Annotated in this window: 20 protein-coding genes; 13 read left to right on the plus strand and 7 right to left on the minus strand. The window is 69.5% G+C overall.

Features of this window, described 5'->3' with window-relative positions; genetic code table 11:
- Window positions 1-35: 35 nt before the first annotated feature.
- Together ligD and BLV57_RS04560 are read right to left on the minus strand one after the other, a co-directional pair.
- On the minus strand, window positions 36-950 hold the full coding sequence (gene ligD, locus BLV57_RS04555) for a non-homologous end-joining DNA ligase (RefSeq protein WP_091286920.1): 915 nt from the start codon (window positions 948-950) through the stop codon (window positions 36-38).
- On the minus strand, window positions 943-2382 hold the full coding sequence (locus tag BLV57_RS04560; protein WP_091286922.1) for a DNA polymerase ligase N-terminal domain-containing protein: 1440 nt from the start codon (window positions 2380-2382) through the stop codon (window positions 943-945). Before BLV57_RS04560 ends, ligD begins: the two co-directional genes overlap by 8 nt.
- 96 nt (window positions 2383-2478) lie before the next feature.
- On the opposite strand from BLV57_RS04560, the gene BLV57_RS04565 reads away from it, so the two are divergent.
- Window positions 2479-3147: an HAD family hydrolase gene (locus tag BLV57_RS04565; protein ID WP_091286924.1), complete on the plus strand. Its 669-nt coding sequence runs from the start codon at window positions 2479-2481 to the stop codon at window positions 3145-3147.
- 90 nt (window positions 3148-3237) lie between these two features.
- Here BLV57_RS04565 and BLV57_RS04570 read toward each other — a convergent pair whose 3' ends face one another.
- Entirely contained in the window at window positions 3238-3519 is a 282-nt protein-coding gene (locus BLV57_RS04570) for a DUF3040 domain-containing protein (protein ID WP_091286926.1), read from the minus strand.
- Window positions 3520-3655: 136 nt separating this feature from the next.
- On the opposite strand from BLV57_RS04570, the gene BLV57_RS04575 reads away from it, so the two are divergent.
- The 3 genes from BLV57_RS04575 to BLV57_RS04585 are packed head-to-tail and all read left to right on the plus strand — an operon-like array spanning window position 3656 to window position 6691.
- Window positions 3656-4114 (plus strand): DUF6292 family protein, encoded by a 459-nt coding sequence (locus tag BLV57_RS04575; protein WP_091286927.1) that lies wholly within the window; start codon window positions 3656-3658, stop codon window positions 4112-4114.
- Between the two features lie 53 nt (window positions 4115-4167).
- A complete protein-coding gene (locus BLV57_RS04580) occupies window positions 4168-5541 on the plus strand; it encodes a RecQ family zinc-binding domain-containing protein (RefSeq protein ID WP_143046982.1) in 1374 nt (457 codons plus the stop codon).
- Window positions 5531-6691, plus strand: coding sequence for a peptidase dimerization domain-containing protein (locus BLV57_RS04585; protein ID WP_091286931.1), 1161 nt, complete (start codon window positions 5531-5533; stop codon window positions 6689-6691). Before BLV57_RS04580 ends, BLV57_RS04585 begins: the two co-directional genes overlap by 11 nt.
- Here the strand turns inward: BLV57_RS04585 and BLV57_RS04590 are convergent.
- Entirely contained in the window at window positions 6688-7077 is a 390-nt protein-coding gene (locus BLV57_RS04590; protein ID WP_091286933.1) for a DUF5313 family protein, read from the minus strand. The two genes, BLV57_RS04585 and BLV57_RS04590, sit on opposite strands and share 4 nt — an antisense overlap.
- 62 nt (window positions 7078-7139) lie before the next feature.
- Here BLV57_RS04590 and BLV57_RS04595 point away from each other — a divergent pair, with 62 nt between their 5' ends.
- A complete protein-coding gene (locus tag BLV57_RS04595; protein ID WP_091286934.1) occupies window positions 7140-7580 on the plus strand; it encodes a MarR family winged helix-turn-helix transcriptional regulator in 441 nt (146 codons plus the stop codon).
- A gap of 82 nt (window positions 7581-7662) precedes the next feature.
- Window positions 7663-9126: a serine/threonine-protein kinase gene (locus tag BLV57_RS04600; RefSeq protein WP_091286936.1), complete on the plus strand. Its 1464-nt coding sequence runs from the start codon at window positions 7663-7665 to the stop codon at window positions 9124-9126.
- Here BLV57_RS04600 and BLV57_RS04605 read toward each other — a convergent pair.
- Complete coding sequence (locus BLV57_RS04605) at window positions 9110-10120, minus strand: PHP domain-containing protein (protein WP_091286938.1); 1011 nt, start codon at window positions 10118-10120, stop codon at window positions 9110-9112. The genes BLV57_RS04600 and BLV57_RS04605 overlap by 17 nt on opposite strands.
- A 51-nt stretch (window positions 10121-10171) precedes the next feature.
- Here BLV57_RS04605 and BLV57_RS04610 point away from each other — a divergent pair, with 51 nt between their 5' ends.
- Entirely contained in the window at window positions 10172-11185 is a 1014-nt protein-coding gene (locus tag BLV57_RS04610; protein ID WP_091286939.1) for a YhjD/YihY/BrkB family envelope integrity protein, read from the plus strand.
- Here the strand turns inward: BLV57_RS04610 and BLV57_RS04615 are convergent, their stop codons facing one another.
- On the minus strand, window positions 11186-11365 hold the full coding sequence (locus BLV57_RS04615; RefSeq protein WP_091286941.1) for a hypothetical protein: 180 nt from the start codon (window positions 11363-11365) through the stop codon (window positions 11186-11188).
- 67 nt (window positions 11366-11432) lie between these two features.
- Here BLV57_RS04615 and BLV57_RS04620 point away from each other — a divergent pair, with 67 nt between their 5' ends.
- Both BLV57_RS04620 and BLV57_RS04625 read left to right on the plus strand, forming a co-directional pair.
- On the plus strand, window positions 11433-11924 hold the full coding sequence (locus tag BLV57_RS04620) for a metallophosphoesterase family protein (protein ID WP_091286943.1): 492 nt from the start codon (window positions 11433-11435) through the stop codon (window positions 11922-11924).
- Between the two features lie 186 nt (window positions 11925-12110).
- Entirely contained in the window at window positions 12111-15932 is a 3822-nt protein-coding gene (locus BLV57_RS04625; RefSeq protein ID WP_091286944.1) for a discoidin domain-containing protein, read from the plus strand.
- 22 nt (window positions 15933-15954) lie between these two features.
- Here BLV57_RS04625 and BLV57_RS04630 read toward each other — a convergent pair whose 3' ends face one another.
- Window positions 15955-16749: an alpha/beta fold hydrolase gene (locus BLV57_RS04630; protein ID WP_091286946.1), complete on the minus strand. Its 795-nt coding sequence runs from the start codon at window positions 16747-16749 to the stop codon at window positions 15955-15957.
- Window positions 16750-17447: 698 nt separating this feature from the next.
- Between BLV57_RS04630 and BLV57_RS04635 the strand changes: the two genes are divergently transcribed.
- The 4 genes from BLV57_RS04635 to BLV57_RS04650 all read left to right on the plus strand — a co-directional run bounded on the left by BLV57_RS04635 (window position 17448) and on the right by BLV57_RS04650 (window position 21024).
- Window positions 17448-17771 carry a cupin domain-containing protein gene (locus BLV57_RS04635; protein ID WP_218134593.1) on the plus strand — a complete coding sequence of 108 codons (324 nt, stop codon included), beginning with the start codon at window positions 17448-17450 and terminating at the stop codon, window positions 17769-17771.
- 164 nt (window positions 17772-17935) lie between these two features.
- Window positions 17936-18808 carry an alkaline phosphatase family protein gene (locus BLV57_RS04640; protein WP_091286949.1) on the plus strand — a complete coding sequence of 291 codons (873 nt, stop codon included), beginning with the start codon at window positions 17936-17938 and terminating at the stop codon, window positions 18806-18808.
- 3 nt (window positions 18809-18811) lie between these two features.
- Window positions 18812-20050, plus strand: a complete 1239-nt coding sequence (locus BLV57_RS04645) for an MFS transporter (RefSeq protein WP_091286950.1) — start codon at window positions 18812-18814, stop codon at window positions 20048-20050.
- Window positions 20047-21024: a TolB family protein gene (locus BLV57_RS04650; RefSeq protein WP_091286951.1), complete on the plus strand. Its 978-nt coding sequence runs from the start codon at window positions 20047-20049 to the stop codon at window positions 21022-21024. The genes BLV57_RS04645 and BLV57_RS04650 overlap by 4 nt, the downstream gene beginning before the upstream one ends.
- Window positions 21025-21041: the final 17 nt, after the last annotated feature.

Here is a 21041-nt window from a genome sequence, read left to right on the forward strand (position 1 = left end):
GGGCTTGGGGCCGGAGCGCGCTCCGGCCCCAACCTTCATTTGGGAATCTTGGTGCGGTTGCCGTCGAGATCCGCGAAGAGATCGCCGAGGTCGTCGACACGGTCGAGCACGTCCTCGGCCGTGAACACCAGGTCGTAGGGCTTGCGGCACGACTCGACCTCGTCCCAGGTCAGCGGGGTCGACACGGTCGGCAGTTCCCGCGCGCGCAAGGAGTACGGGGCGATCGTGGTCTTGTTCGGATTGTTCTGGCTCCAGTCGACGAAGACCTTGCCGGGGCGCAACGCCTTCGCCATCTTCGCGACGATCTCGCGCGGATACCGGGAGTTCAACGTCTCGGCCAGGGACTTCGAGTACTCCGACGTCTGCTCGTCGCGGGTCGTGCGTACCGCGACGTAGAGCTGCATTCCCTTGGAGCCGCTGGTTTTCGGGAACGCGACGAGCCCGTCCTCGGCCAGGAGGTCGCGGAGTTTCAGCGCGACCTGGCAGCACTCGACGATCGTCGCGGGCGCGCCGGGGTCGAGATCGAACACGAGCAAGTCGGGGCTGTGTTTGGCGCCGCGGGGGCCGACTGTCCACTGTGGCACGTGGAGTTCGAGTGCCGCCAGGTTCGCTGCCCAGACCAGCGCGGGGAGGCCGTCGATGACCGGGTAGTCGATCAGGTCGCTGCCGCCGCGGCGGGAATCGGCAGGGAGGCGCGCCGTGCGGACCCAGGACGGGGCGTGGCGGGAGACGTCCTTTTCGAAGAAGGACTTGCCTTCGACGCCGTTGGGGAAGCGGACGAACGTGGTCGCGCGGTCGGCGAGGTAGGGGAGGATGATCGGGGCGATGCGGGTGTAGTAGCTGATCACGTCGCGCTTGGTGAACTGGTTCGACGGGTACAGCACCTTCTCGAGGTTGGTCAGCGTCAGCCGCTGGTCTTCGACCTGGACCAGCACCTTCGACTCAGGCATCTTCGGTCACCTCATCGGCCTTGCGCCCGGGGCGCAGGCCGCGCCAGCGGGGTGTGCGGACGCAGCCCGCTTTGGTCCAGCCGGTGAAGACGACCTCGCCGACCAGTCGCGGTGTCACCCAGTGCGCGTCGCGGGCCTGGCCCGGCGGGACCGAATGGAACGGTGAGCTCTTGCGCTCGGACCGTTTCAGGCGGGCGGTGAGCTGGAGGAGGTCGTCTTCGCTGAAGCCGGCGCCCACATTGCCGACGTAGCGCAGTGACGGGCCGTGCGGGATGCCGAGCAGGAGCGAGGCGAACGAACTCGCGCGCTTGCCGCCACCGGGACGCCAGCCGCCGATGACGACGTCGCGGACGCGGACACCGGGGATCGCGAGCCAGTCTGCGCTGGCCTTGCCCGCTTGATAAGGGCTCGCGGCTCGTTTGGCGATGATGCCTGCGAGGCCGTGCTTGACGCTGGCCTCGGCGACCGCGCCGCCGTCGCCGATGAAGAAGTCCGGGATCCGGCAGTGGGGGCCGTTGAGATCGAGGTCGCCGAGCACGCGCCGCCGCTCGACGTACGGCAGGTCCGCACAGGACCTGCCATCGTGGTGCAGGACGTCGTACGGCAGATACAGCGCGGGCACGTGCTGGGAGAGCCGCTTGGCCTGGGACCGGGCCGCGCCCATCCGGCGGTCCAGCGCGCCGGGGCTCGGTTTGCCGTTCTCCAGCACGATCACCTCTCCGTCGAGATAGACCTCGGCCGACCCCAGCTGCTCGCCCAGCGACCGCAGCTCGGGGAACAGGGCGGTCACGTCGCTGCCGCCGTCGTCGAACAGGGTGCAGCGGCCGCCGGCGACCTTCGCCGACATGCGGCGGCCCGACCAGTCGAACTCGTAGGCCCAGTCGCCGTCTTCGGCCAGCGAGGGCAGTTTGCCGGGCTTGGCCAGCATCGGCGCGATGAAAGGCGGCAGGGGAGTGTGGCCGGGTTCGGGCGGGTCGACGCGCTGGAGCAGCCAGTCGCGTTCGGACTCCGGGTCGTGCCGGTTGAGGAACAGGTACTTGCCGCGGGCGCGCTCGCCGTGGAAGACCACCTCGACCTTGTGGTCGTTCCAGTGCAGGGTTTCGTAGCGGCCGTGGTCCCAGATCAGCATCTTCCCGGCACCGTACTCGCCAGCCGGGATCTCGCCGGAGAACGTCGCGTATTCGATCGGGTGGTCTTCGGTGTGCACCGCGAGCCGCATGGTCCCCGGCTCCGACGGCAGCCCCATCGGCACCGCCCACGACGCGAGCACGCCGTCGCGTTCCAGCCGGATGTCCCAATGCAACCGCCTGGCGTGGTGCTCCTGGATGACGAACACGTCGTTGTCGCCGCGGACGACCTCGTCGGTCTGGGGGACTGGTTCCGGTGTTCGCTCGGGGTCGCGCTTGCCGCGGTACTCACTCAGCTCGCCCACCGATACCGTCCTTTCGCGTCGCGCACGGGGAGTTACCCGCGGTGCTCTGCCCGAAACTCCAGTTTCCCCGCGGTGGCAAGCGGGAACCCATCGATCATGAGCGCGGTTCTCTTCGACGTCGACGGCACCCTGGTCGATTCCGTCTACCTGCACACCTGCGCGTGGTCGCGCGCGTTCTCCGAAGCCGGGCATCCGGTCGACGCCTGGCGGGTGCACCGGTCCATCGGGATGGGCGGGTCGCAGCTGCTGGAAAACCTGGTCGGGGAGAAGCTCGCCGCCGAGATCGGCGACCGGGTGCAGGACCGGCACACCGAGCTTTATCTGGCGGAATCCGCTTTGCTGCGGCCGTTCGCGCGGGCTCGCGAGCTGGTGTCCGCTCTCGCCGGCCGGGGTGCCCGCGTGGTGCTCGCGACTTCCGCGGCGCCGGAGGAGGCGAGCCGGTTACGTGAGGTGCTGAAGCTGGACGACGTCGTCACGGCGATCACCACGGGGGAGGACGTCGACACCGCGAAGCCCGATCCGGAGCTGGTCGAGGTCGCGCTGGACCGCGCCGGAGTGCCGGCGGGGGAGGCGATCTTCGTCGGTGACGCGATGTGGGACGTGATCGCGGCGAAGAAGGTGGGAGTGCCGACGATCGGCCTGTGCTGCGGCGGCACGGGCGAGGCCGAGCTGCGTGAGGCGGGAGCCGTGGCGGTCTACCAAGATCCGGCGGACCTGTTCCGGAACCTCGATGACAGCCCGCTGGCCGGCTATCTGAGTGTATAACGTCCTATACCGCTCCGCCCTGAAGAGTAAAAAACGTGGGTCCCGGTGAACCGGAACCCACACCTTTCAACCCGCCAAGAGAGAAGGCGGTCAGCCGTCTCGGGACTTCAGCTCCATCGCGCGCACGACGTGCAGTGAGGCGGCCAGCCCGATGGTGGCCAGTGAGGTGAACACGAGCGCGCCGCTCGAGGTGATGCTCGCCAGCAGAACCATCATGACGGCGAACACGTCGGCCACGATCACCCAGCCGAGGCGTGGGCAGAAGGGCTTGCGCGCGGAGCCGCGCCGGAAGGACTCGACGAGCGCGGGGTCGGCGAGCTCGAACCACTGCTCGATCTTCTGCAGTTCCTGGCGATCGTGATGGCTGAGCATGATTCGCCCCTTCGCGACGGCGTCTGCTCGGCTGATACCCAGGCGCCGCGCGAATCACACGTCGAAATCGATGTGTTTTTCGCCAGGTCGCCGGGTACCCGGGCGCCGTCCCCTCCATCGGCGAGAAAGGGAAGCCGTGAGCAGTGTGGTCGACTTCGGGAACGACATCGGGTACCGGCTGAGCCGGGCCTTGCGTGGCTACCTCAGTGTGACGGCGCGGGCGGTGGGCGTCGGCTGGGAGTCGTGCACCGTCGATCTCGACGAGCCGGTCTCCGCCTACATCGCGCTCGACTGGCGGCTGGCCCGGTTTCCCGGGCGGGACGTGGCCTTGCTGTGGGACGAGGTGAACGGCTGGGCGGTCGCCGTGGAGGAGCCGGGCGGGGAGCGGGCGATCGTGCTCGCTTACCTGGGCGGGGATCGGCTGGTGCCGGAGCCCGCCTCGGTGGTCGCGTTGCTGGCGGCGGTGCGTGCCGATGACCATTCGATCGGTCAGCCGGATCCGCCGGGGCTCCGGCGGTCCGGCAGGCACGAGGAGTTGCTGGACTGTTTCCGTATCGCCGGTGATGCACTGAGATCGAACAGCTCCCCAGCGTGACATACACGTGCATAAGATCCGCTGATCCGGGGTACGTCACCCGGGTGGGTGACGTGATTGTGAGATATTGCCCGGATCATGCCGAGGCGCTGAGATCCGCGGGGCGGGTCGACACCGTGCTGGTCACGACCAGCGGTGAGCTGATCTTGGCGGCGCTGGCCGAGCTGTGGCCTGGCAGGCCGGTGGTGGTCGTGTCACCCCGGCCCGCCGCCCGGCTCGAAGTGCTCCGGGCGAGAGACCTGGTCGCTGAGCCGGTGACCACGAAAGCGGGCCTTCGCCGTCAGGTGCTGGCCCGCTTTCGGGCAGGTGGCGTCGGTTTCCTGGTGCTCGCGCCCGAGCAGCTGGCCGAGCCGGACGTCGCGGCCGCGGTCGCCGCGTCGAGCGCGTCGGTGCTGGTGGTCGACGAGGCGCAGGGCGTGAGCGAGTGGAGCCATGAGTTCCTGCCGGAGTACGTGCGGCTGGCGGCGGTGGTCAGCGGGCTGCGGGTGCGGCCGCCGGTGCTGGCGTTGACGATGACCGCGGCGAAGCGGGTGCGTGAGGACATCGTCGCGGAGTTCGGGTTGTCCGACGCGCGGCATGTGGCGGGCGATGTGGATCATGGGCATGTCCGGCTGGCGGTGCGGCATGTCGACGACGAGGACGGCAGGTGGCGGCTCGCGGAGGCCGAGGTGCTCGCGAGCCAGGGCAGCGGGCTGGTGCACGTCGCGGATCGGGCGCGTGCCGAGTGGTTCGCGCGGGTGCTCGGTGAGCGTGGTGAGCGGGTCGCGGTCCATCACGACGCGATGCCCGGCAGGCGGCGGGCGGAGGTGCGCGACGCGTTCCTGGCCGGTCTGGTGCGGGTGGTCGTGGTCGCCGGGTCGGGCGAGTGGGCGGGTGGCAAGGAGGACGTGCGGTTCGTGGTGCACGCCGACGATCCGTCGTCGGTGGACGTTTATCACCAGCAGGTGCGGCGGGTGGGCAAGGACCGGATGCCCGGCCGTGCCGTGTTGCTGCATCGGCCGTCGTGGGACGCGGGCGCCGCCGAGGACAAGTTCGACGAGGGCGCGATGGCGCGGGTGGTGCGGGCGTTGCGGTGGCCAGGTGGGTTGTCGCGGACCGAGCTGGCGCGGCAGGCGGGGTTGCGGCGGGTGGAGCTGGCGCGGATCTTGCCCGCGTTGCGGCAGGTCGGTGCGGTGCGGGAGATCGGGCGGCGGGCGTTGACGCATGCGGCGGTCGGGGAGAGCGACGAGCGGCTGGCGGAGCTGGCGTCGGCGGTCTTCCTGCGCGGGCGGGCGATCGAGCACGCGCGGGCGGCGATGGTGCGGCGGTATGCCCAGACGTGCCAGTGCCGTCGGCGGACGTTGCTGGGTTCGCTCGGTGAGGTGCGCGGTGAGCCGTGTGGCAACTGCGACAACTGTGATCAAGGGGAGCCCGCGCGTGGAGGATGAAGAGCTGTACGACCTGGTCGACGACCAGCTGGCGTCGCTCGAGGAACGGCTGTGGAACATCGGGGTGACGCTGCACGCGGATCCGGAGCCGGAGCTGGCCGTGCGGTTGCTGACGAAGGAGCTCGAGCTGGGCGGGTTCAAGGTCGAGCGTGACGGGCTTGCGTTCACGGCTGTGGTGGGTACGGATCAGAAGCCTTGTGTGGCTTTGCTCGTGGAGTACGACGCGGTGCCGGGGCTGGGTCACGCGTTGGGGCACAACCTGGTCGCGGTCGCCGGCTTGGGCGCGGCGCTGGCGGTGGTGGGTGCGCTGGGGGAGGTGCCGGGGACGCTGCGGGTGATCGGGACGCCTGCGGAGGGCAAGGAGTCGGCGGTGCGTGCCGGGTGGTTCGACGGGCTGGACGCGGTGCTGATGTTCCAGCCGGGGGTGCACACGTGGACGTGGGCGCCGTTGTCGGCGCAGGTGGAGCTGGAGGTGGCGTTCCATGGGCGTGCGGCGCATGTGACGGGTGATCCGGCGGCCGGGGTGGACGCGCTGGCGGCGTTGATCCAGATGTTCACGGCGGTGGCGGCGTTGCATCGGCGGCTGGCGCGGGGTGCGTCGGTGCAGGGGATCATCACCCACGGCGGGGACGCGACGGATGTGGTGCCGGATCTGGCGCGGGCGAGGTTCGGGGTGCGGGCGCCGACGGCGCGGGCGCTGGATCGGCTGGTCGAGGATGTGACGGCGTGTGCCGACGGCGCCGCAGGCGCGTCGGGTGCGACGGTCGAGGTGGCGCGGCTGGGTGCGGGGCATCGGCATTTCCGGGCGAACGAGGTGCTGGCGGCGCGGTTCGCGCGGCATCTGGCGGAGCTCGGGGTGCACGCGGGTGAGCCGGATCCGGTGGCGGTCTCGGAGTCTTCGGATGTGGGGAACGTGAGCACGGTGGTGCCGACGATCTGTCCGCTGGTGGCAATCGCGGATCCGTGTCAGGGGTTGCGGACGCCGGCGTTCACGGCCGCGGCGGCGGGTGCGCGTGCGCGGTCGGCGACGATGGCGGCGGCGGGCGGGCTGGCGCGGACGGTGGTGGATCTGCTGCGGCACGCTTCGCTGGTGACGGAGACGTGGGCGTGTTTCAAGGATCGTGAGGCGGCGGAGCGTGCTGGGGATTAGGTGCGGTAGCGGGTGAGGTAGTTGGCGTGTGCCTCGGCTTCGGCCGCTTCGCGGGCTTCGCCGCGGATGCGGCGGCCGGTGCCGATGGGGAAGCCGTGGCGGGCTAGGCGGTGTTCGCCTGCTTCTTCGGCGTAGGCGTAGGAGTAGAAGTAGCCGACGAGCGCGGCCATGAGGCAGAGCGCGAGGCGCAGTCCGAGTGGTGCGGGCATGAGGAGCCACCCGAAGACCAGTGGGGTGAGCAGGACGCTGGTGCGGGCGCCGTGGCGCCAGAGCCAGCCGCGGCCGGTGACGTCGTGCAGCACCCAGGTGTGGTGTTTCTCGGGGAGCCGGCCGCCGAGCGCGTACCAGAGCCAGCGGAAGGGGCCGGGCCTTGTCACGGTGTCCATGGTTTCGATAGTACCCTAATGATTAGTACGCTAACTATGTGACGAACGCTAAGGTGAGGGCCATGACGATCGACCTGGGTGCGGACCCGCTCGCGCTGGAGCGGCAGGTCTGTTACGCGCTGTCCGTGGCGTCGCGCAGTGTCATCGCGATCTACCGGCCGTTGCTGGAGCCGATGAAGCTCACGCATCCGCAGTATCTGGTGATGCTCGCGTTGTGGGAGCGGGAGCCGCGGTCGGTGAAGGAGTTGTGTGAGGCGTTGCGTGCCGAGCCCGCGACGTTGTCGCCGTTGCTGAAGCGGCTGGAGGCGGTCGGCTATGTCACACGGACGCGGAATGCCCGTGACGAGCGGTCGTTGATGGTCGAGTTGACCGAGTCCGGGCGTGGGCTGCGGGCCGAGGCGGAGAAGATCCCGTACCGTGTGGTGGAGATCTTGGGGATGGAAGTGGCGGAGCTGGAACAGCTGCACGCGATGCTGTCGCGGGTGATCGCCGCGACCGCTTGAACCGCTTGCTCGGGGTGAACGTGTTCCTGGCATGCTGACCACGCTCGGCTGGACGTTTTCGAAGGCATAAAGGGATATTCCGTTGACCGAAGAACCTCGGCAGATCGCCGGTCGCTATCGATTGGTCGAGTTGATCGGCGGCGGCGCGATGGGCATGGTCTGGCGCGGTGAGGACACCTCGCTCGATCGCGTCATCGCGGTCAAGGAGCTGATCCTGCCGTTCGGCCATGGCGGGGAAGAGAAGGCCGCCGAGGCGAAGAACCGCGCGATGCGGGAGGCGCGGATCGCCGCGCGGCTGCAGCATCCACACGCCATCACGGTGTTCAACGTGGTCGAGCACGAGGACCGGCCGTGGCTGATCATGGAGTATCTGCCGTCGAAGAGCCTGTCGGCGGTGCTGGCCGAGGACGGCCCGCTGCCGGTGGACGAGGTCATCCGGATCGGGATCCAGCTGACGTCGGCGTTGCAGGCGGCGCACGAGGCGGGGATCGTGCACCGGGATGTGAAGCCGGGCAATGTGCTGATCGGTGAGGACGGCACGGTCAAGGTCACCGATTTCGGGATCTCGCGGGCGAGCGGGGACGCGACGTACACCGCGACCGGGGAGATTTCTGGCACGCCGGCGTTCCTGGCGCCGGAGGTGGCGCGGGGTGTCGACGCGACGGCGGCGTCGGATGTGTTCTCGCTGGGCGCGACGCTGTACACCGCGATCGAGGGCGCGCCGCCGTTCGGCACGGCGGACAACCAGATCGCGTTGCTGTACCGGGTTTCCAGCGGGGAGATCGTGCCGCCGGTGAAGGCGGGCAAGCTCAAGCCGTTGCTGCTGCGGTTGCTGGAGGTCAAGCCGGAGGATCGGCCGGAGATGGGTGACGTGCTCACCGAGCTCCGGATGCTGGCGGCGTTCGACGGCGACGAGCCGCCGGAGGTGCCTGCGGCGACCGTGCCCGCGACGCGGCGGATCGAGGAAGGGCACATGCCCGCGCCGGTTCCGCCGCCGGTGGTGGAGAAGCGGCGGCGTGGTGCGCTGATCGCGGTCGCGGTGGGTGCCGTGGTCGTGGTGATCGCGGTGGTGGCGGGGATCTTGTTCGCGCTCCGGCAGAAGGACGACACCGCGGGGCAGCAGACGCCGACGCCCACCCCGCCGCCGTCGTCGCAGGTTTCGTCTCCGGCACCGGAACAGCCGCCGGTGAGCAGCAGCGAGACGCCGCCGCCGACGACGACTTCGCCGTCGACGAGTCCGAGCGCTCCGGCCGAGCAGACGCCCGCGCAGGCGATCGAGGATTACTTCAAGCTGCTTCCCGGGAATCTGGAGGCGGGGTACGCCACGCTGAGCGATGCTTTCAAGCAGAAGCACAGCCCGACTTTCCAGCGGTACGCCGATTTCTGGAACAGGTTCAGCGCGGTGAGCGCGGCGGTGACGGCGTCCGGCCCGAATTCGGCGTCGGCGCGCCTGACCTACACGGAGAAGGGCCGCACGTTCACCGAGAACCACACGTACACGTTGATCCAGCAGAACGGGAAGTGGCTGATCAACGCCCAGACCTAGCCCAGGCGACGACGTCGTCGGCGGTCATGGCGGTGACGACGTCGTCGGCGTGGATGCCGCAGTTGTTCGCGCGTTCGCAGCCGTAGGCCTGCCAGGAGAGCTGGCCGGGTGCGTGCGCGTCGGTGTCGATGGAGAAGCGGCAGCCGAGTTCGGCGGCGAGGCGGAGCAGGCGCATCGGCGGGTCGAGGCGTTCGGGGCGTGAGTTGATCTCGACGGCGGTGTCGGTGTCGAGGCAGGCTTGGAAGACGCGTTCGGCGTCGAACTCGGATTCGGGGCGGCCGCGACCGGTGACGAGGCGGCCGGTGCAGTGGCCGAGGATGTTGACGCGGGGGTTGGCGACGGCGTTGAGCATCCGCTGGGTCATCTCGGCCTTGGGCATGCGGAGTTTCGAGTGGACACTCGCGACGACGACGTCGAGCCGGTCGAGCAGCTCGGGTTCCTGGTCGAGTGAGCCGTCGTCGAGGATGTCGACCTCGATGCCGGTGAGGACGCGGAACGGGGCGAGCTGGTCGTTGATCCGCTCGACAAGCTTGAGCTGTTCGCGGAGGCGGTCGGGGGACAGGCCGTTGGCGACGGTGAGGCGGGGTGAGTGGTCGGTGAGCACGATCCAGTCGTGGCCGAGGTCGCGGGCGGCGAGTGCCATCTCGTGGATGGGGCTGCCGCCGTCGGACCAGTCGGAGTGGGTGTGGCAGTCGCCTTTGAGGAGGGTGAGCAGCTCGCCGCCGTCGGGGAGTTCGGGCAGGCCTTTGGCGAGCAGTTCGGTGAGGTAGGCGGGTTCGCCGCCCGCGGCGGCTTCGGTGACGACGGCGGCCGTGGTCTTGCCGATGCCGGGGAGCGCGGTGAGGGTGCCTGCTTTGATCCGCTGCGCGAGCTGGGCGTTGCTGAGTCCGTCGATGACGCTCGCGGCCTTGCGGAAGGCGCGGACGCGGTAGGACGGTTCCCCCGCGCGTTCGAGCAGGAACGCGATCCTCTGCAGGGCTGCGACGGGCTCCATGGGTCTGATTCTGCCCCGAAGTGCGGGGTCCGGCCGGGTGTGTGGGTAGATATGCGCGTGGGATCTTGGTGGGCGCGGGCGCGCGAACGGTATGGCTGGCTCGATCATCTGGCGCGGGCGGTCGACCGGTACATCGAGCACAACGGGTACCACTACGTGGCCTCGATCGCGTACTTCACGTTGCTGTCGCTGATCCCGATGCTGATGGTGACGCTGTCGGTGGCGGGTTTCGTGCTGGCGGACCAGCCTGGCGTGCTCAACCAGTTGCTGCACGGCATCACCAGCGCGGTGCCGGGTCCGCTGGGCACGAAGGCGGGTGAGCTGCTGCAGGGGTTCATCGAGCAGCGGACGAAGGTCGGTGTGCTGGGTCTGGCGATCGGCCTGTACTCGGGCTGGAACTGGATGAACGCGCTGCGGGACGCGCTCACCGCGATGTGGGAGCAGCAGCGTCCGGCGCTGCCGTTCTTCCGGACGATCGCGAAGGACCTGCTCGCGTTGCTGAGCCTGGTGGTGGCGCTGACGGTGTCGTTCTCGCTGACGGCGTCGAGTGGCACGCTCGGGACGTTCCTGCTGAGCCTGGCCGGCGTCGACGACGCGAGCTGGGCGCACACCGCGGTGTCGATCCTGTCGATCCCGCTGGCGTTGCTCGCGGACTGGCTGGTGTTCCTGTGGGTGCTGGCGCGGCTGCCGCGTGAGCCGGTCGGCATCCGCAGCGCGATGCGGGGCGCGGTCGCCGCGGCGATCGGGTTCGAGCTGCTGAAGCTGGCCGGCGGGATCTATCTCGGGATCGTCGGCGGGACGCCGACGGGTGCGGCGTTCGGGTCGGTGATCGGCCTGTTGTTCTTCATCGCGCTGGTGTCGCGGCTGCTGGTGTTCATCACCGCGTGGACGGCGACGGGTTTCGACGCCCCGCGCAAGGCGGTCGCGCCGCCGGGTCCGTTCGTGCTGGCGCCGGTGATGCGGCCACGCCGTTCCGGCCCGCGGGTGCTGGCGGGCGCCGTGGCCGGGAGTGTGCTGACCTTGGTGCTGGGCCGGGTTTTCCGGCGGCGCAGGCGCGACGAGTAGTCACGCCTGCTTGTCGTCGGCGTGGACGTGCAGGAGTTCGCCGAGTTCGATGAGCAGTTCGGCGAATTCGTGCTGGCGGCTCGGCGGGAGGGTGCCGGTGAGCAGTTCGGTCGCGACGCGGGGGATGTGCTCGTTGGCCGCGAGCAGCGCGCGGCTGAGTTCGCGGGTCTGCTGGTCCATGGCACCTCCCTGCTGGTGATACGGATCGTGGCCGCGCCGGGTTCACCGTGGTTAAGGTGGAGGTCTGATGCGGCTGCTGATCATCTCCGACACGCACGTGCCCGTGCGCGGCCGAGTGGTGCCTGAACAGGTATGGCGTGAGGTCGAGCAGGCCGATGTCGTCGTGCACGCGGGGGACTGGGTCTCGGAGTCGCTGCTCGACGAACTCGAGCGGCGGTCGCGGTCGCTGATCGGGGTCTACGGCAACAACGACGGGCCGGGGCTGCGTGCTCGGCTTCCGGAGATCGCGCGAGCCGAGCTGGGTGGCGTGCGGTTCGCCGTGATCCACGAGACCGGGCAGGCCAAGGGGCGCGAGGCGTGGTGTGCCGCCCAGTTCCCGGACGCGGACGTGCTCGTGTTCGGGCACAGCCACATCCCTTGGGACACCGTCGCGCCTTCGGGGCTGCGGTTGCTCAATCCCGGCTCGCCGACCGACCGGCGGCGTCAGCCGAAGCACACGTACCTGACCGCGGAGGTCCACGACGGCGCGCTGGCGGCCGTCGTTCTCCACGAACTCTGAGCGTCGACCCCGGGATAAAGCGGGCTTTATCCCGGGCTTCGTGCTGCCCGACCGTTGACTTGGGTCCGACCGGTCTGCAACTCTTGGACGAACCATTGCAAGATCTGAGCAACGAGTTGTAACTTCCCGCGCGCCGTCTCCCGGGCGCGTGTGTCCCCGCTTGCCACCTCAACGGAGAGGCTCAGCATGAGAACCAGGCGATTCTTGGCGCGCGCGGCAGCCGCGACGCTCTTGGCCGGTCTGCTCATACCGGCCGTACCTGCTGTTTCGACCGCCGCGCCGGTGCTCGACCTCGGCGCGGTCACCAACCTGGACCAGGTCACGCTCACCGCGCCGTCCTCGGCGCCCCGGACACTGGCCGTGCAGGGCAGCCTCGACGGCAAGCAGTACTCGACGATCGTCGGCGAGGCGTCCTACGCGTTCGACCGCGGCACCGCGAAGATCAGCTTCCCACCCACGCTCGCCCGCTACGTCCGCGCGGAGGGCGCGCGGGTCAGCAAGCTGGAGGCGCACCAGGCGGCCGAGTCGGAGGCGAAGCTCGCGGCCACGATCACCGCGAGCTCGGCGCTGGGCGAGTACCCCGCGGCCCGGGCGGGCGACGGTGACCAGAACAGTTACTGGGAGAGCACCAACAACGCGTTCCCCCAATGGATCCAGGCCGACCTCGGCGCGTCGCTGAGCACCAGCAGGCTCGTGCTGAAACTGCCGTCCGGATGGGGCGCGCGGACGCAGACGCTGAGCGTGCAGGGCAGCACGAACGGCTCGACCTTCAGCGACCTCGCCGCGTCGGCCGGGTACCGGTTCGATCCCGCGCAGGGCAACACGGTCACGATCACCTTCAACGCGACCACCACCCGCTACGTGCGGCTGAACATCACCGCCAACACCGGCTGGCCCGCCGGGCAGCTCTCGGAGTTCGAGGTCTACGGCCCCGCCTCCGGTGACACGCAGGCGCCGAGCGCGCCGTCGAACCTCGCGTTCACCGAGCAGGGCACCGGGCAGATCAAGCTCACCTGGGCCGCCTCGACCGACAACGTCGGCGTCACCGGCTACGACGTCTACGCCAACAACACGCTGCGCACCAGCGTCGGCGCGGGCGTGCTCACCTACACCGACAACCAGCCGGACGGCACCAGCGTGTCGTACTTCGTGCGTGCCAAGGACGCGGCGGGCAACCAGTCGGCCAACAGCAACACCGTGACCCGCACCGGCACCACCACCGGCACGAACCTCGCGGTCGGCAAGCCGATCACCGCCTCCTCCACGGTGCAGAACTTCGTCGCCGCCAACGCCAACGACAACAACACCGGCACCTACTGGGAAGGCGGCGGCGACTACCCGAACCTGCTGACCGTCGCGCTCGGGTCCAACGCCGATGTCAGCGCCGTGGTGGTCAAGCTCAACCCCGACAGCATCTGGGGCACCCGCACCCAGACCATCGAAGTGCAGGGCCGCGAGCAGAGCGCGTCGGCGTTCACCACGCTCGCCGCCGCGTCGGCGCAGACGTTCAACCCGGCTTCCGGCAACACGGTCACCATCCCCGTCACCGGCCGCGCCGCCGACGTGCGGCTGCGGATCACCTCCAACACCGGCGCGGGCGGCGGGCAGGCCGCGGAATTCCAGGTGATCGGCGTCCCGGCGCCGAACCCGGACCTCGTGGTCACCGGCATGTCGTGGACACCGGCGTCGCCGGTCGAAACCGACGCCGTCACGCTGTCGGCCACCGTCCGCAACGCGGGCCCGGTCGCCTCCGGCGCCACCGACGTCAACCTCTACCTCGGCGCCACCCGCGCCGGGACCGCGCCGGTCGGCGCGCTCGCGGCGGGCGCGTCGGCGACCGTCTCGGCGAACATCGGCACCCGCGAGTCGGGCACGTATCCGGTGAGCGCCAAGGTGGACGAGGGCAACAAGGTCATCGAGCAGAACGAGGCCAACAACGCCTTCACCAACCCGTCCTCGCTGGTGGTCACCCCGGTGGCGACCTCGGACCTGATCGCCTCGCCGGTCGCGTGGTCGCCGGGCAACCCGTCCGCGGGCAACGCGGTGAGTTTCACCGTCGCGCTCAAGAACCAGGGCACCGTCGCCTCGGCGGGCGGCGCGCACGGCATCACGCTCACCGTCGCCGACGCCACCACCGGCGCGGTGCTGCGCACGCTGACCGGGTCCTACACCGGGACGCTCGCGGCGGGCGCCACGTCACCGCCGGTCGCGCTCGGCACCTGGACCGCGGCCAACGGCAAGTACACGGTCAAGACCGTCATCGCCACCGACGCCAACGAACTCCCGGTCAAGCAGGGCAACAACACCAGCAGCCAGCCGCTGTTCGTCGGCCGCGGCGCGAACCTGCCGTATGACATGTACGAGGCGGAGGACGGCGTGCTCAGCGGCGGCGCGAACGTCGTCGGCCCCAACCGCACCATCGGCGACCTCGCCGGCGAGGCGTCCGGGCGCAAGGCCGTCACGCTCAACTCGACGGGCGCGGCGGTCGAGTTCACCACCCGGGCCAGCACGAACACGCTGGTCACGCGGTTCTCGATCCCGGACTCGGCCGGTGGCGGCGGGATCAACTCGACGATCAACGTCTACGTCAACGGCACCTTCCTCAAAGCACTCGACCTGACCTCGAAGTACTCGTGGCTCTACGGCGCCGAAGCCGGGCCCGGCAACTCGCCGGGCGCGGGCGGGCCGCGGCACATCTACGACGAGGCCAGCATGCTGCTCGGCACCACCGTGCCCGCGGGCAGCAAGATCAAGCTGCAGAAGGACGCGGCGAACAGCACGAACTACGCGATCGACTTCGTGAACCTCGAGCAGGCGACCCCGGTCGCGAACCCGGACCCCGCGCACTACGCGGTCCCGGCCGGGTTCGGGCACCAGGACGTGCAGAACGCGCTCGACAAGGTCCGGATGGACACCACCGGCGCGCTCGTCGGCGTCTACCTGCCCGCCGGTGACTACCAGACGGCCAGCAAGTTCCAGGTGTACGGCAAGCCGGTCAAGGTGATCGGCGCAGGCCCGTGGTTCACCCGGTTCCTCGCACCGTCCACACAGGACAACACCGATATCGGGTTCCGCGCGGAGGCCGCCGCCAACGGGTCGACGTTCGCGAACTTCGCCTACTTCGGCAACTACACCTCGCGCATCGACGGGCCAGGCAAGGTGTTCGACTTCTCGAACGTCGCCGACATGACGATCGACAACATCTGGGCCGAACACCAGGTGTGCCTCTACTGGGGCGCGAACACCGACCGGATCACCATCTCCAACTCCCGCATCCGCGACACCTTCGCCGACGGCGTCAACATGACCAACGGCAGCACCGACAACCACGTCACCAACATCGAGGCACGCTCCACCGGTGACGACAGTTTCGCGCTGTTCTCGGCCATCGACGCCGGCGGCGCCGACGAGAAGAACAACGTCTACGAGAACCTGACCTCGCTGCTGACCTGGCGGGCCGCGGGCGTCGCGGTCTACGGCGGCTACTCGAACACGTTCCGCAACATCTACATCGCCGACACCCTGGTCTACGCGGGCATCACGATCAGCTCGCTCGACTTCGGCTACCCGATGAACGGCTTCGGCCCCGACCCGACCAACTTCCAGAACATCTCGATCGTCCGCGCCGGCGGGCACTTCTGGGGCGCGCAGACGTTCCCCGGGATCTGGATCTTCTCGGCGTCGAAGGTGTTCCAGGGCATCAGGGTGACCGATGTGGACATCGTCGACCCGACGTACAGCGGGATCATGTTCCAGACCAACTACGTCGGCGGCCAGCCCCAGTTCCCGATCAAGGACACCATTTTCACCAACGTCAGCATCACCGGCGCCCAGAAGTCGGGTGACGCGTTCGACGCCAAGTCCGGCTTCGGCCTGTGGGCGAACGAGCTGCCGGAGGCTGGTCAGGGGCCCGCGGTCGGCTCGGTCACGTTCAACAACCTGAGGTTGGGCAACAACGCGGTGAACGTGCGCAACACGACGTCCACCTTCACCATCAACGGGATCTAGGTCGTGAGTGGTATGGCCGGTTCTAACCGGCCATACCACTCACGAACCCCAGTACTTGGGCGACGAACTGCTCGGGGTCCCGATCGATGGCCAGGTGATCCTGGCCGTGCAGCGGTACGACGTCGGCGTGGGGGAGCGCAGCGGCGACGGCTTCGGCGGCCGGGGCGAAGTACGCCGGGCTTTCCGTGCCCAGGAACAGCCGCACCGGCACGGAAATCCGCGTGAGGCGGTCGGAGACCGTGAACTCCTCGACCGCGTCGAGCTCCCGCACGATCGTGTGCACCGCGGCCAGCCGTGCCTGCCACACCGGGGTGCGCCTCATCGCCGGAAGCTCGGACTCCGGCACGTGGATCACCTCGCGGAAGAACGTCTCCAGCCGCGTCTGCGGATCCGGCGCCGACCGGATGCGGTCCCGGACCTTCGCGCTGAACACCGGGTTGCCCCGAGTCGGGATCGGGGGCTCGTACAACACCATCCGCCCGATCGCGTCGGTGATCGTGGCCGCCTCCAGCGAGCACAACGCGCCGTAGGAATGCGCCACGACGTAGACATCACGCCCGGCGGCCTCAGCGACGGCGGCGATGTCCTCACCTTCGCGCGCCAGCGCATAGGTTTCGGCTTCGGCCGTGCTCAGGCCGCGGCCGCGCCGATCCACCGCATACACCGTGAACCGGTCCGCGAGCTGGCGCAGCACCGGCGCCCAGCGACTGCGGTCGGCGGTGCCGCCGTGCACCAGCACCAGCGGCCGGCCGTGGCCGGTCACCTCGAACCCGACGACCGAACCATCCCGCGAAACCACCGAGCCGAGCACACTCATGCCCGCATGCTAGGGCCGCGCGGCGGCGCCGGTCCTGCCCAAAAGGGCGGACTCGTGAGTGCTCCGGCCGGTTCTACCGCGGGGAAAGCGCAAGTCTGGGGTGCGCTCCGATCGATGGTGTGGCTTTTGGGCCGCCAGATGGCCCAAAAGCCACATCATCGCACCCTGCGGCCGCGAACTCCCGCTGGTCACCCGGGGTCGTGAGTGTTCCGGCCGGTTAGAACCGGCCGGAACACTCACGACCCCCTTGGCTTGGTGAGGGCCTCCCTCACCCAGTCCGGCTTGGTGAGGGCCTCCCTCACTCGGCCCGGGTGGGTGAGGGCCTCCCTCACCCAACGGCTTGGGTGAGGGAGGCCCTCACTGCCCAGCGGGCTTCGCGGGCCGCCGACCGTCCACTAAGGACCCCAGCGGGTGACTTTTGGTGCCGAATGTCGCATTTGGGTGATTACCGGATTGAATGAAGGCTCCCTTCATGCAGCCATACGCGATGAAGGCTCCCCTCATACAGCCCAAGCCGGGCCACCATGACCCAGGCAAGCCCGCGTGCCCACGCGAACCCCGAGCGCGCGGGCGCGGGCGCGACCCCAGGGTTCCCCAGGACCGGGGTCGTGAGTGCTCCGGCCGGTTCTAACCGGCCTAAACACTCACGACCCCGGGGTAGGTTCGACGAAAAGCCGTCCGAGCGGAGGGGAAGCACCGTGCTGATCGTCAACCAGAGCGAGCTGCCGGGGTCACAGTTCACCGGGAAGGACCATGGCGGCGTCGGCTTCTCGTTCTTCCTCGTCACCGCGAACCCGGGTGACGGGCCCAAACTGCACCAGCACGAGTACGAAGAGGTCTTCGTCGTGCAGGAAGGCTCGGTCACCGTGACCATCGGCGGCGAGAGCGCCGTCGCCGTCGCGGGGGACATCGCCGTCGTGCCGCCGCGGACGCCGCACAAGTTCGTCAACCACACCGACGGGGTGGCGAAGCTGGTCAACATCCATGCCAGCTCCGAGATTGTCACCGAATGGCTGGAATAGCGGGAATCTCCGTTTTGGGTCGTTCTCCACTTTCAGCCTGCGCCGGTCGGGGGCGACTTCTGTTGTTCACATCCGGGGCACCGGTTGGATGACGGCGAGGCACGAGTCGTCTCACTGCCATGGCCACCATGAGGCGCCCTCACCCAGACCCTGCAGGAGGTCTCATGTTCCGGAAGCGGATCGTGACCGCGCTCGCGGCCACGACGCTGGTCGCGGCCGGGGTGTTCACCGCCGTCCAGGCCGCCGAACCCTCGGCGCCCGCGATCAAGCCCACCGCGTCGGTGGTTCCCGCCTTCGACCACATCGTGCTGGTCATGTTCGAGAACAAGAAGTACTCCTCCATCAACGGCAGCTCGAGCGCGCCGTACTTCAACTCGCTCGCCGCGCAGGGCGCGAAGTTCACCAACTCGTTCGCGATCACCCACCCGAGCCAGCCGAACTACGTCGCCCTGTTCTCCGGCTCACCGCAGGGCGTCACCGACGACGCCTGCCCGATCAACCTCGGCGCCAAGGCCAACCTCGGCTCCCAGCTCGCCGGCGCGGGCAAGACGTTCAAGGGCTACTCCGAGGCCATGCCGTCGGACGGCTACACCGGCTGCTCCAGCGGCACCTACCGGCGCAAGCACAACAGCTGGGTCGACTTCAGCAACATCCCGGCCTCGGCGAACCTGCGCAACTCCGCCTTCCCGAGCGACTTCACGCAACTGCCGACCGTGGCGTTCGTGACCCCGGACATGTGCAACGACATGCACGACTGCGCGGTCGGCACCGGTGACAAGTGGCTCAAGAGCCACCTCGACGCCTACGCCCAGTGGGCCAAGACGCACAACAGCCTGCTCATCGTCACCTTCGACGAGGACAGCGGCACCTCGGTCAACCAGATCTTCACCGCCTTCGTCGGCGCGAACGTGAAGGTCGGCAGCTACAGCGAATCCATCAACCACTACACCGTGCTCCGCACGATCGAGGCCGCCTACGGCCTGCCCGGCATCAACAACGCCGCGAGCAAGTCGCCGATCACCGACGTCTGGCAATAGCGGTTGTACCTGTCCACCATCGGTCGCCGGGACCACGCCCAAGCGGGGTCCCGGCGCACGTTCACCGCCGTCGGCGCCAACGTCTTCGCACTCGGCAGCGTCAGCCTGGTCACCGATATCTCCTCGGAGATGGTCACCGCGATCCTGCCCGTCTACCTGTTGCTCGGCTTGCATCTGAGCCCTGCCGCGTACGGGCTGGTCGACGGGCTCTACACCGGCGCGACCGCGCTGCTGCGCTTGGCAGGCGGGTACCTCGCCGACCGGGTCCGCGGGCGCAAGGCGATCGCGGGCCTCGGCTACGGGATCTCCGCGGTCGCCAAGCTCGGGCTCATGGCCGCGGGCTCGTCGGCGGCCGCGATCGGCGCGGTGATCACCGCCGACCGCGCGGGCAAAGGGCTGCGGACCGCGCCCCGCGACGCGCTGATCACCCTGTCAGCGCCCGAGAACATGCTCGGTCGCGCGTTCGGCGTGCACCGCGCGATGGACAGCGCGGGCGCGTTCGCCGGACCGCTGGTCGCACTGGCCGTGCTCGCCGCGGCGGGCGCCGGCGCCTTCGACGCAGTCTTCTTCACCAGCTTCTGCATCGGTGCGATCGGTGTGCTGCTGCTGGTGCTGTTCGTCCGCGACCGCCGCACCGCGCGTCCGCCCGCGGGCACCGTCTCGCCCCGCGCCGCGCTGGCGCTTCTGCGGACCGCCGGCGTGCGGCGGCTCCTGCTCGCGGCCTGCGTGCTCGGCATGTCCACGATCGGCGACGGGTTCGTCTACCTGCTGCTGCAACGCAAAGAGGACATCGCGACCGGCTGGTTCCCGCTGCTCGCCGTCGGCACCAACCTCGCCTACCTGCTGCTGGCCGCGCCACTGGGCGCGTTCGCCGACCGCGTCGGCAGGCTGCCGGTCCTGCTCGCCGGCTACGGCGGCCTCGTCGCCGTCTATCTCCTGCTCGCCAGCCCGCTGCGCGGCTGGCCGCTGTTCGCGCTGGCACTCGGGCTCTACGGCGCGTTCTACGCCTCCACCGACGGCGTGCTGATGGCACTCGCTGGTCCGGTGCTGCCCGAAGCGCTGCGCACCACCGGCATCTCGCTCATCCAGACCGGCCAGGCACTGTCCTATTTGGTCTCTTCTGTCCTTTTCGGACTGGCGTGGCAGGTCTGGGGCGCCACCACCGCCATCTCGGCGGCCGCCGTGCTGGTACTCGCCGCGATCGCCGGAACGTTCGCGCTGCTGCGTCAGGCCCGCGCGTGAAAACCCGCATCCTCATCGCCGCCACCGGAGTGCTCGTGCTCCTCGCGGCCGCCGTCGTCTACATCGGACTCGCCGGTTCCCGCGACCACGACGCCTCGGCCGCCGGGACCGCGGGCGCGGTGACCCTCACCCCAGGCCCCCGGTTGCTGTTCGTCAGCACCGCCGACGCCGACCGCGGCCACCTCGCCACCCTCGAAGCCGACGGCGTGCGCGCCGTCTCGCCGGTGAGCTGCACCCGCGTCTACGCCGCGGCGGGCACCGGCCTCTGCCTGCGCCCCGAGGCCGGGCTCACCACCTACCAGCTCGTCGTGCTCGACGCCCAGCTGAACCCGAAACGCGAGATCCCGCTCGTCGGCCTGCCCAACCGCGCCCGCGTCTCCGCCAGCGGGCACCGCGCCGCGTGGACGGTGTTCGTCACCGGCGACTCCTACAACGGCGGCCGCTTCTCCACCCGCGCCGGCACCCTCGACCTGCGCACGGGCGACCTCGAAGGCACACTCGAGGACTTCGCGGTCACCGTCGACGGCAAGCCCTACCAAGCCGCCGACCTCAACTTCTGGGGCATCACCTTCACCCAGGACGACAACCACTTCTACGCGACCATGTCCACCGGCTCGCACCGCTACCTCGTCGAAGGCGACTCCGCCGCCCGCACCGCGCGCACCGTCCGCGACAACGTCGAATGCCCGTCGCTCTCACCCGACAACCGCCGCATCGCCTACAAGTCCGCAGTGGACGGTGACCCCGCCAAGGGCTGGCGCCTGTCGGTGCTCGACCTCGCCACCGGCACGGTCACCGCGCTCGCCGAAACCCACAGCGTCGACGACCAGCCCGCCTGGCTCGACAACCGCACCATCGCCTACGCGCTGCGGCGCGACGGCGGCCACGCCGACGTCTGGGCCGTCCCGGCCAACGGCTCCGGCACACCTCGCCTGCTGGTCGCGGACGCCGAGTCACCCTCGGCATTGGGGTAGTCGTGAGTGTTGCGGCC

Source organism: Amycolatopsis xylanica, assembly GCF_900107045.1.
GTDB classification, from domain to species: Bacteria; Actinomycetota; Actinomycetes; order Mycobacteriales; family Pseudonocardiaceae; genus Amycolatopsis; species Amycolatopsis xylanica.

Coding starts and splice junctions, on each gene's coding strand:
- BLV57_RS04590 (WP_091286933.1), bottom strand. CDS start 7,077: ATGGACACCGTGACAAGGCCCGGCCCCTTCCGCTGGCTCTGGTACGCG.
- BLV57_RS04565 (WP_091286924.1), top strand. CDS start 2,479: ATGAGCGCGGTTCTCTTCGACGTCGACGGCACCCTGGTCGATTCCGTC.
- BLV57_RS04640 (WP_091286949.1), top strand. CDS start 17,936: ATGTTCCGGAAGCGGATCGTGACCGCGCTCGCGGCCACGACGCTGGTC.
- BLV57_RS04625 (WP_091286944.1), top strand. CDS start 12,111: ATGAGAACCAGGCGATTCTTGGCGCGCGCGGCAGCCGCGACGCTCTTG.
- BLV57_RS04605 (WP_091286938.1), bottom strand. CDS start 10,120: ATGGAGCCCGTCGCAGCCCTGCAGAGGATCGCGTTCCTGCTCGAACGC.
- BLV57_RS04620 (WP_091286943.1), top strand. CDS start 11,433: ATGCGGCTGCTGATCATCTCCGACACGCACGTGCCCGTGCGCGGCCGA.
- ligD (WP_091286920.1), bottom strand. CDS start 950: ATGCCTGAGTCGAAGGTGCTGGTCCAGGTCGAAGACCAGCGGCTGACG.
- BLV57_RS04610 (WP_091286939.1), top strand. CDS start 10,172: ATGCGCGTGGGATCTTGGTGGGCGCGGGCGCGCGAACGGTATGGCTGG.
- BLV57_RS04630 (WP_091286946.1), bottom strand. CDS start 16,749: ATGAGTGTGCTCGGCTCGGTGGTTTCGCGGGATGGTTCGGTCGTCGGG.
- BLV57_RS04570 (WP_091286926.1), bottom strand. CDS start 3,519: ATGCTCAGCCATCACGATCGCCAGGAACTGCAGAAGATCGAGCAGTGG.
- BLV57_RS04595 (WP_091286934.1), top strand. CDS start 7,140: ATGACGATCGACCTGGGTGCGGACCCGCTCGCGCTGGAGCGGCAGGTC.
- BLV57_RS04615 (WP_091286941.1), bottom strand. CDS start 11,365: ATGGACCAGCAGACCCGCGAACTCAGCCGCGCGCTGCTCGCGGCCAAC.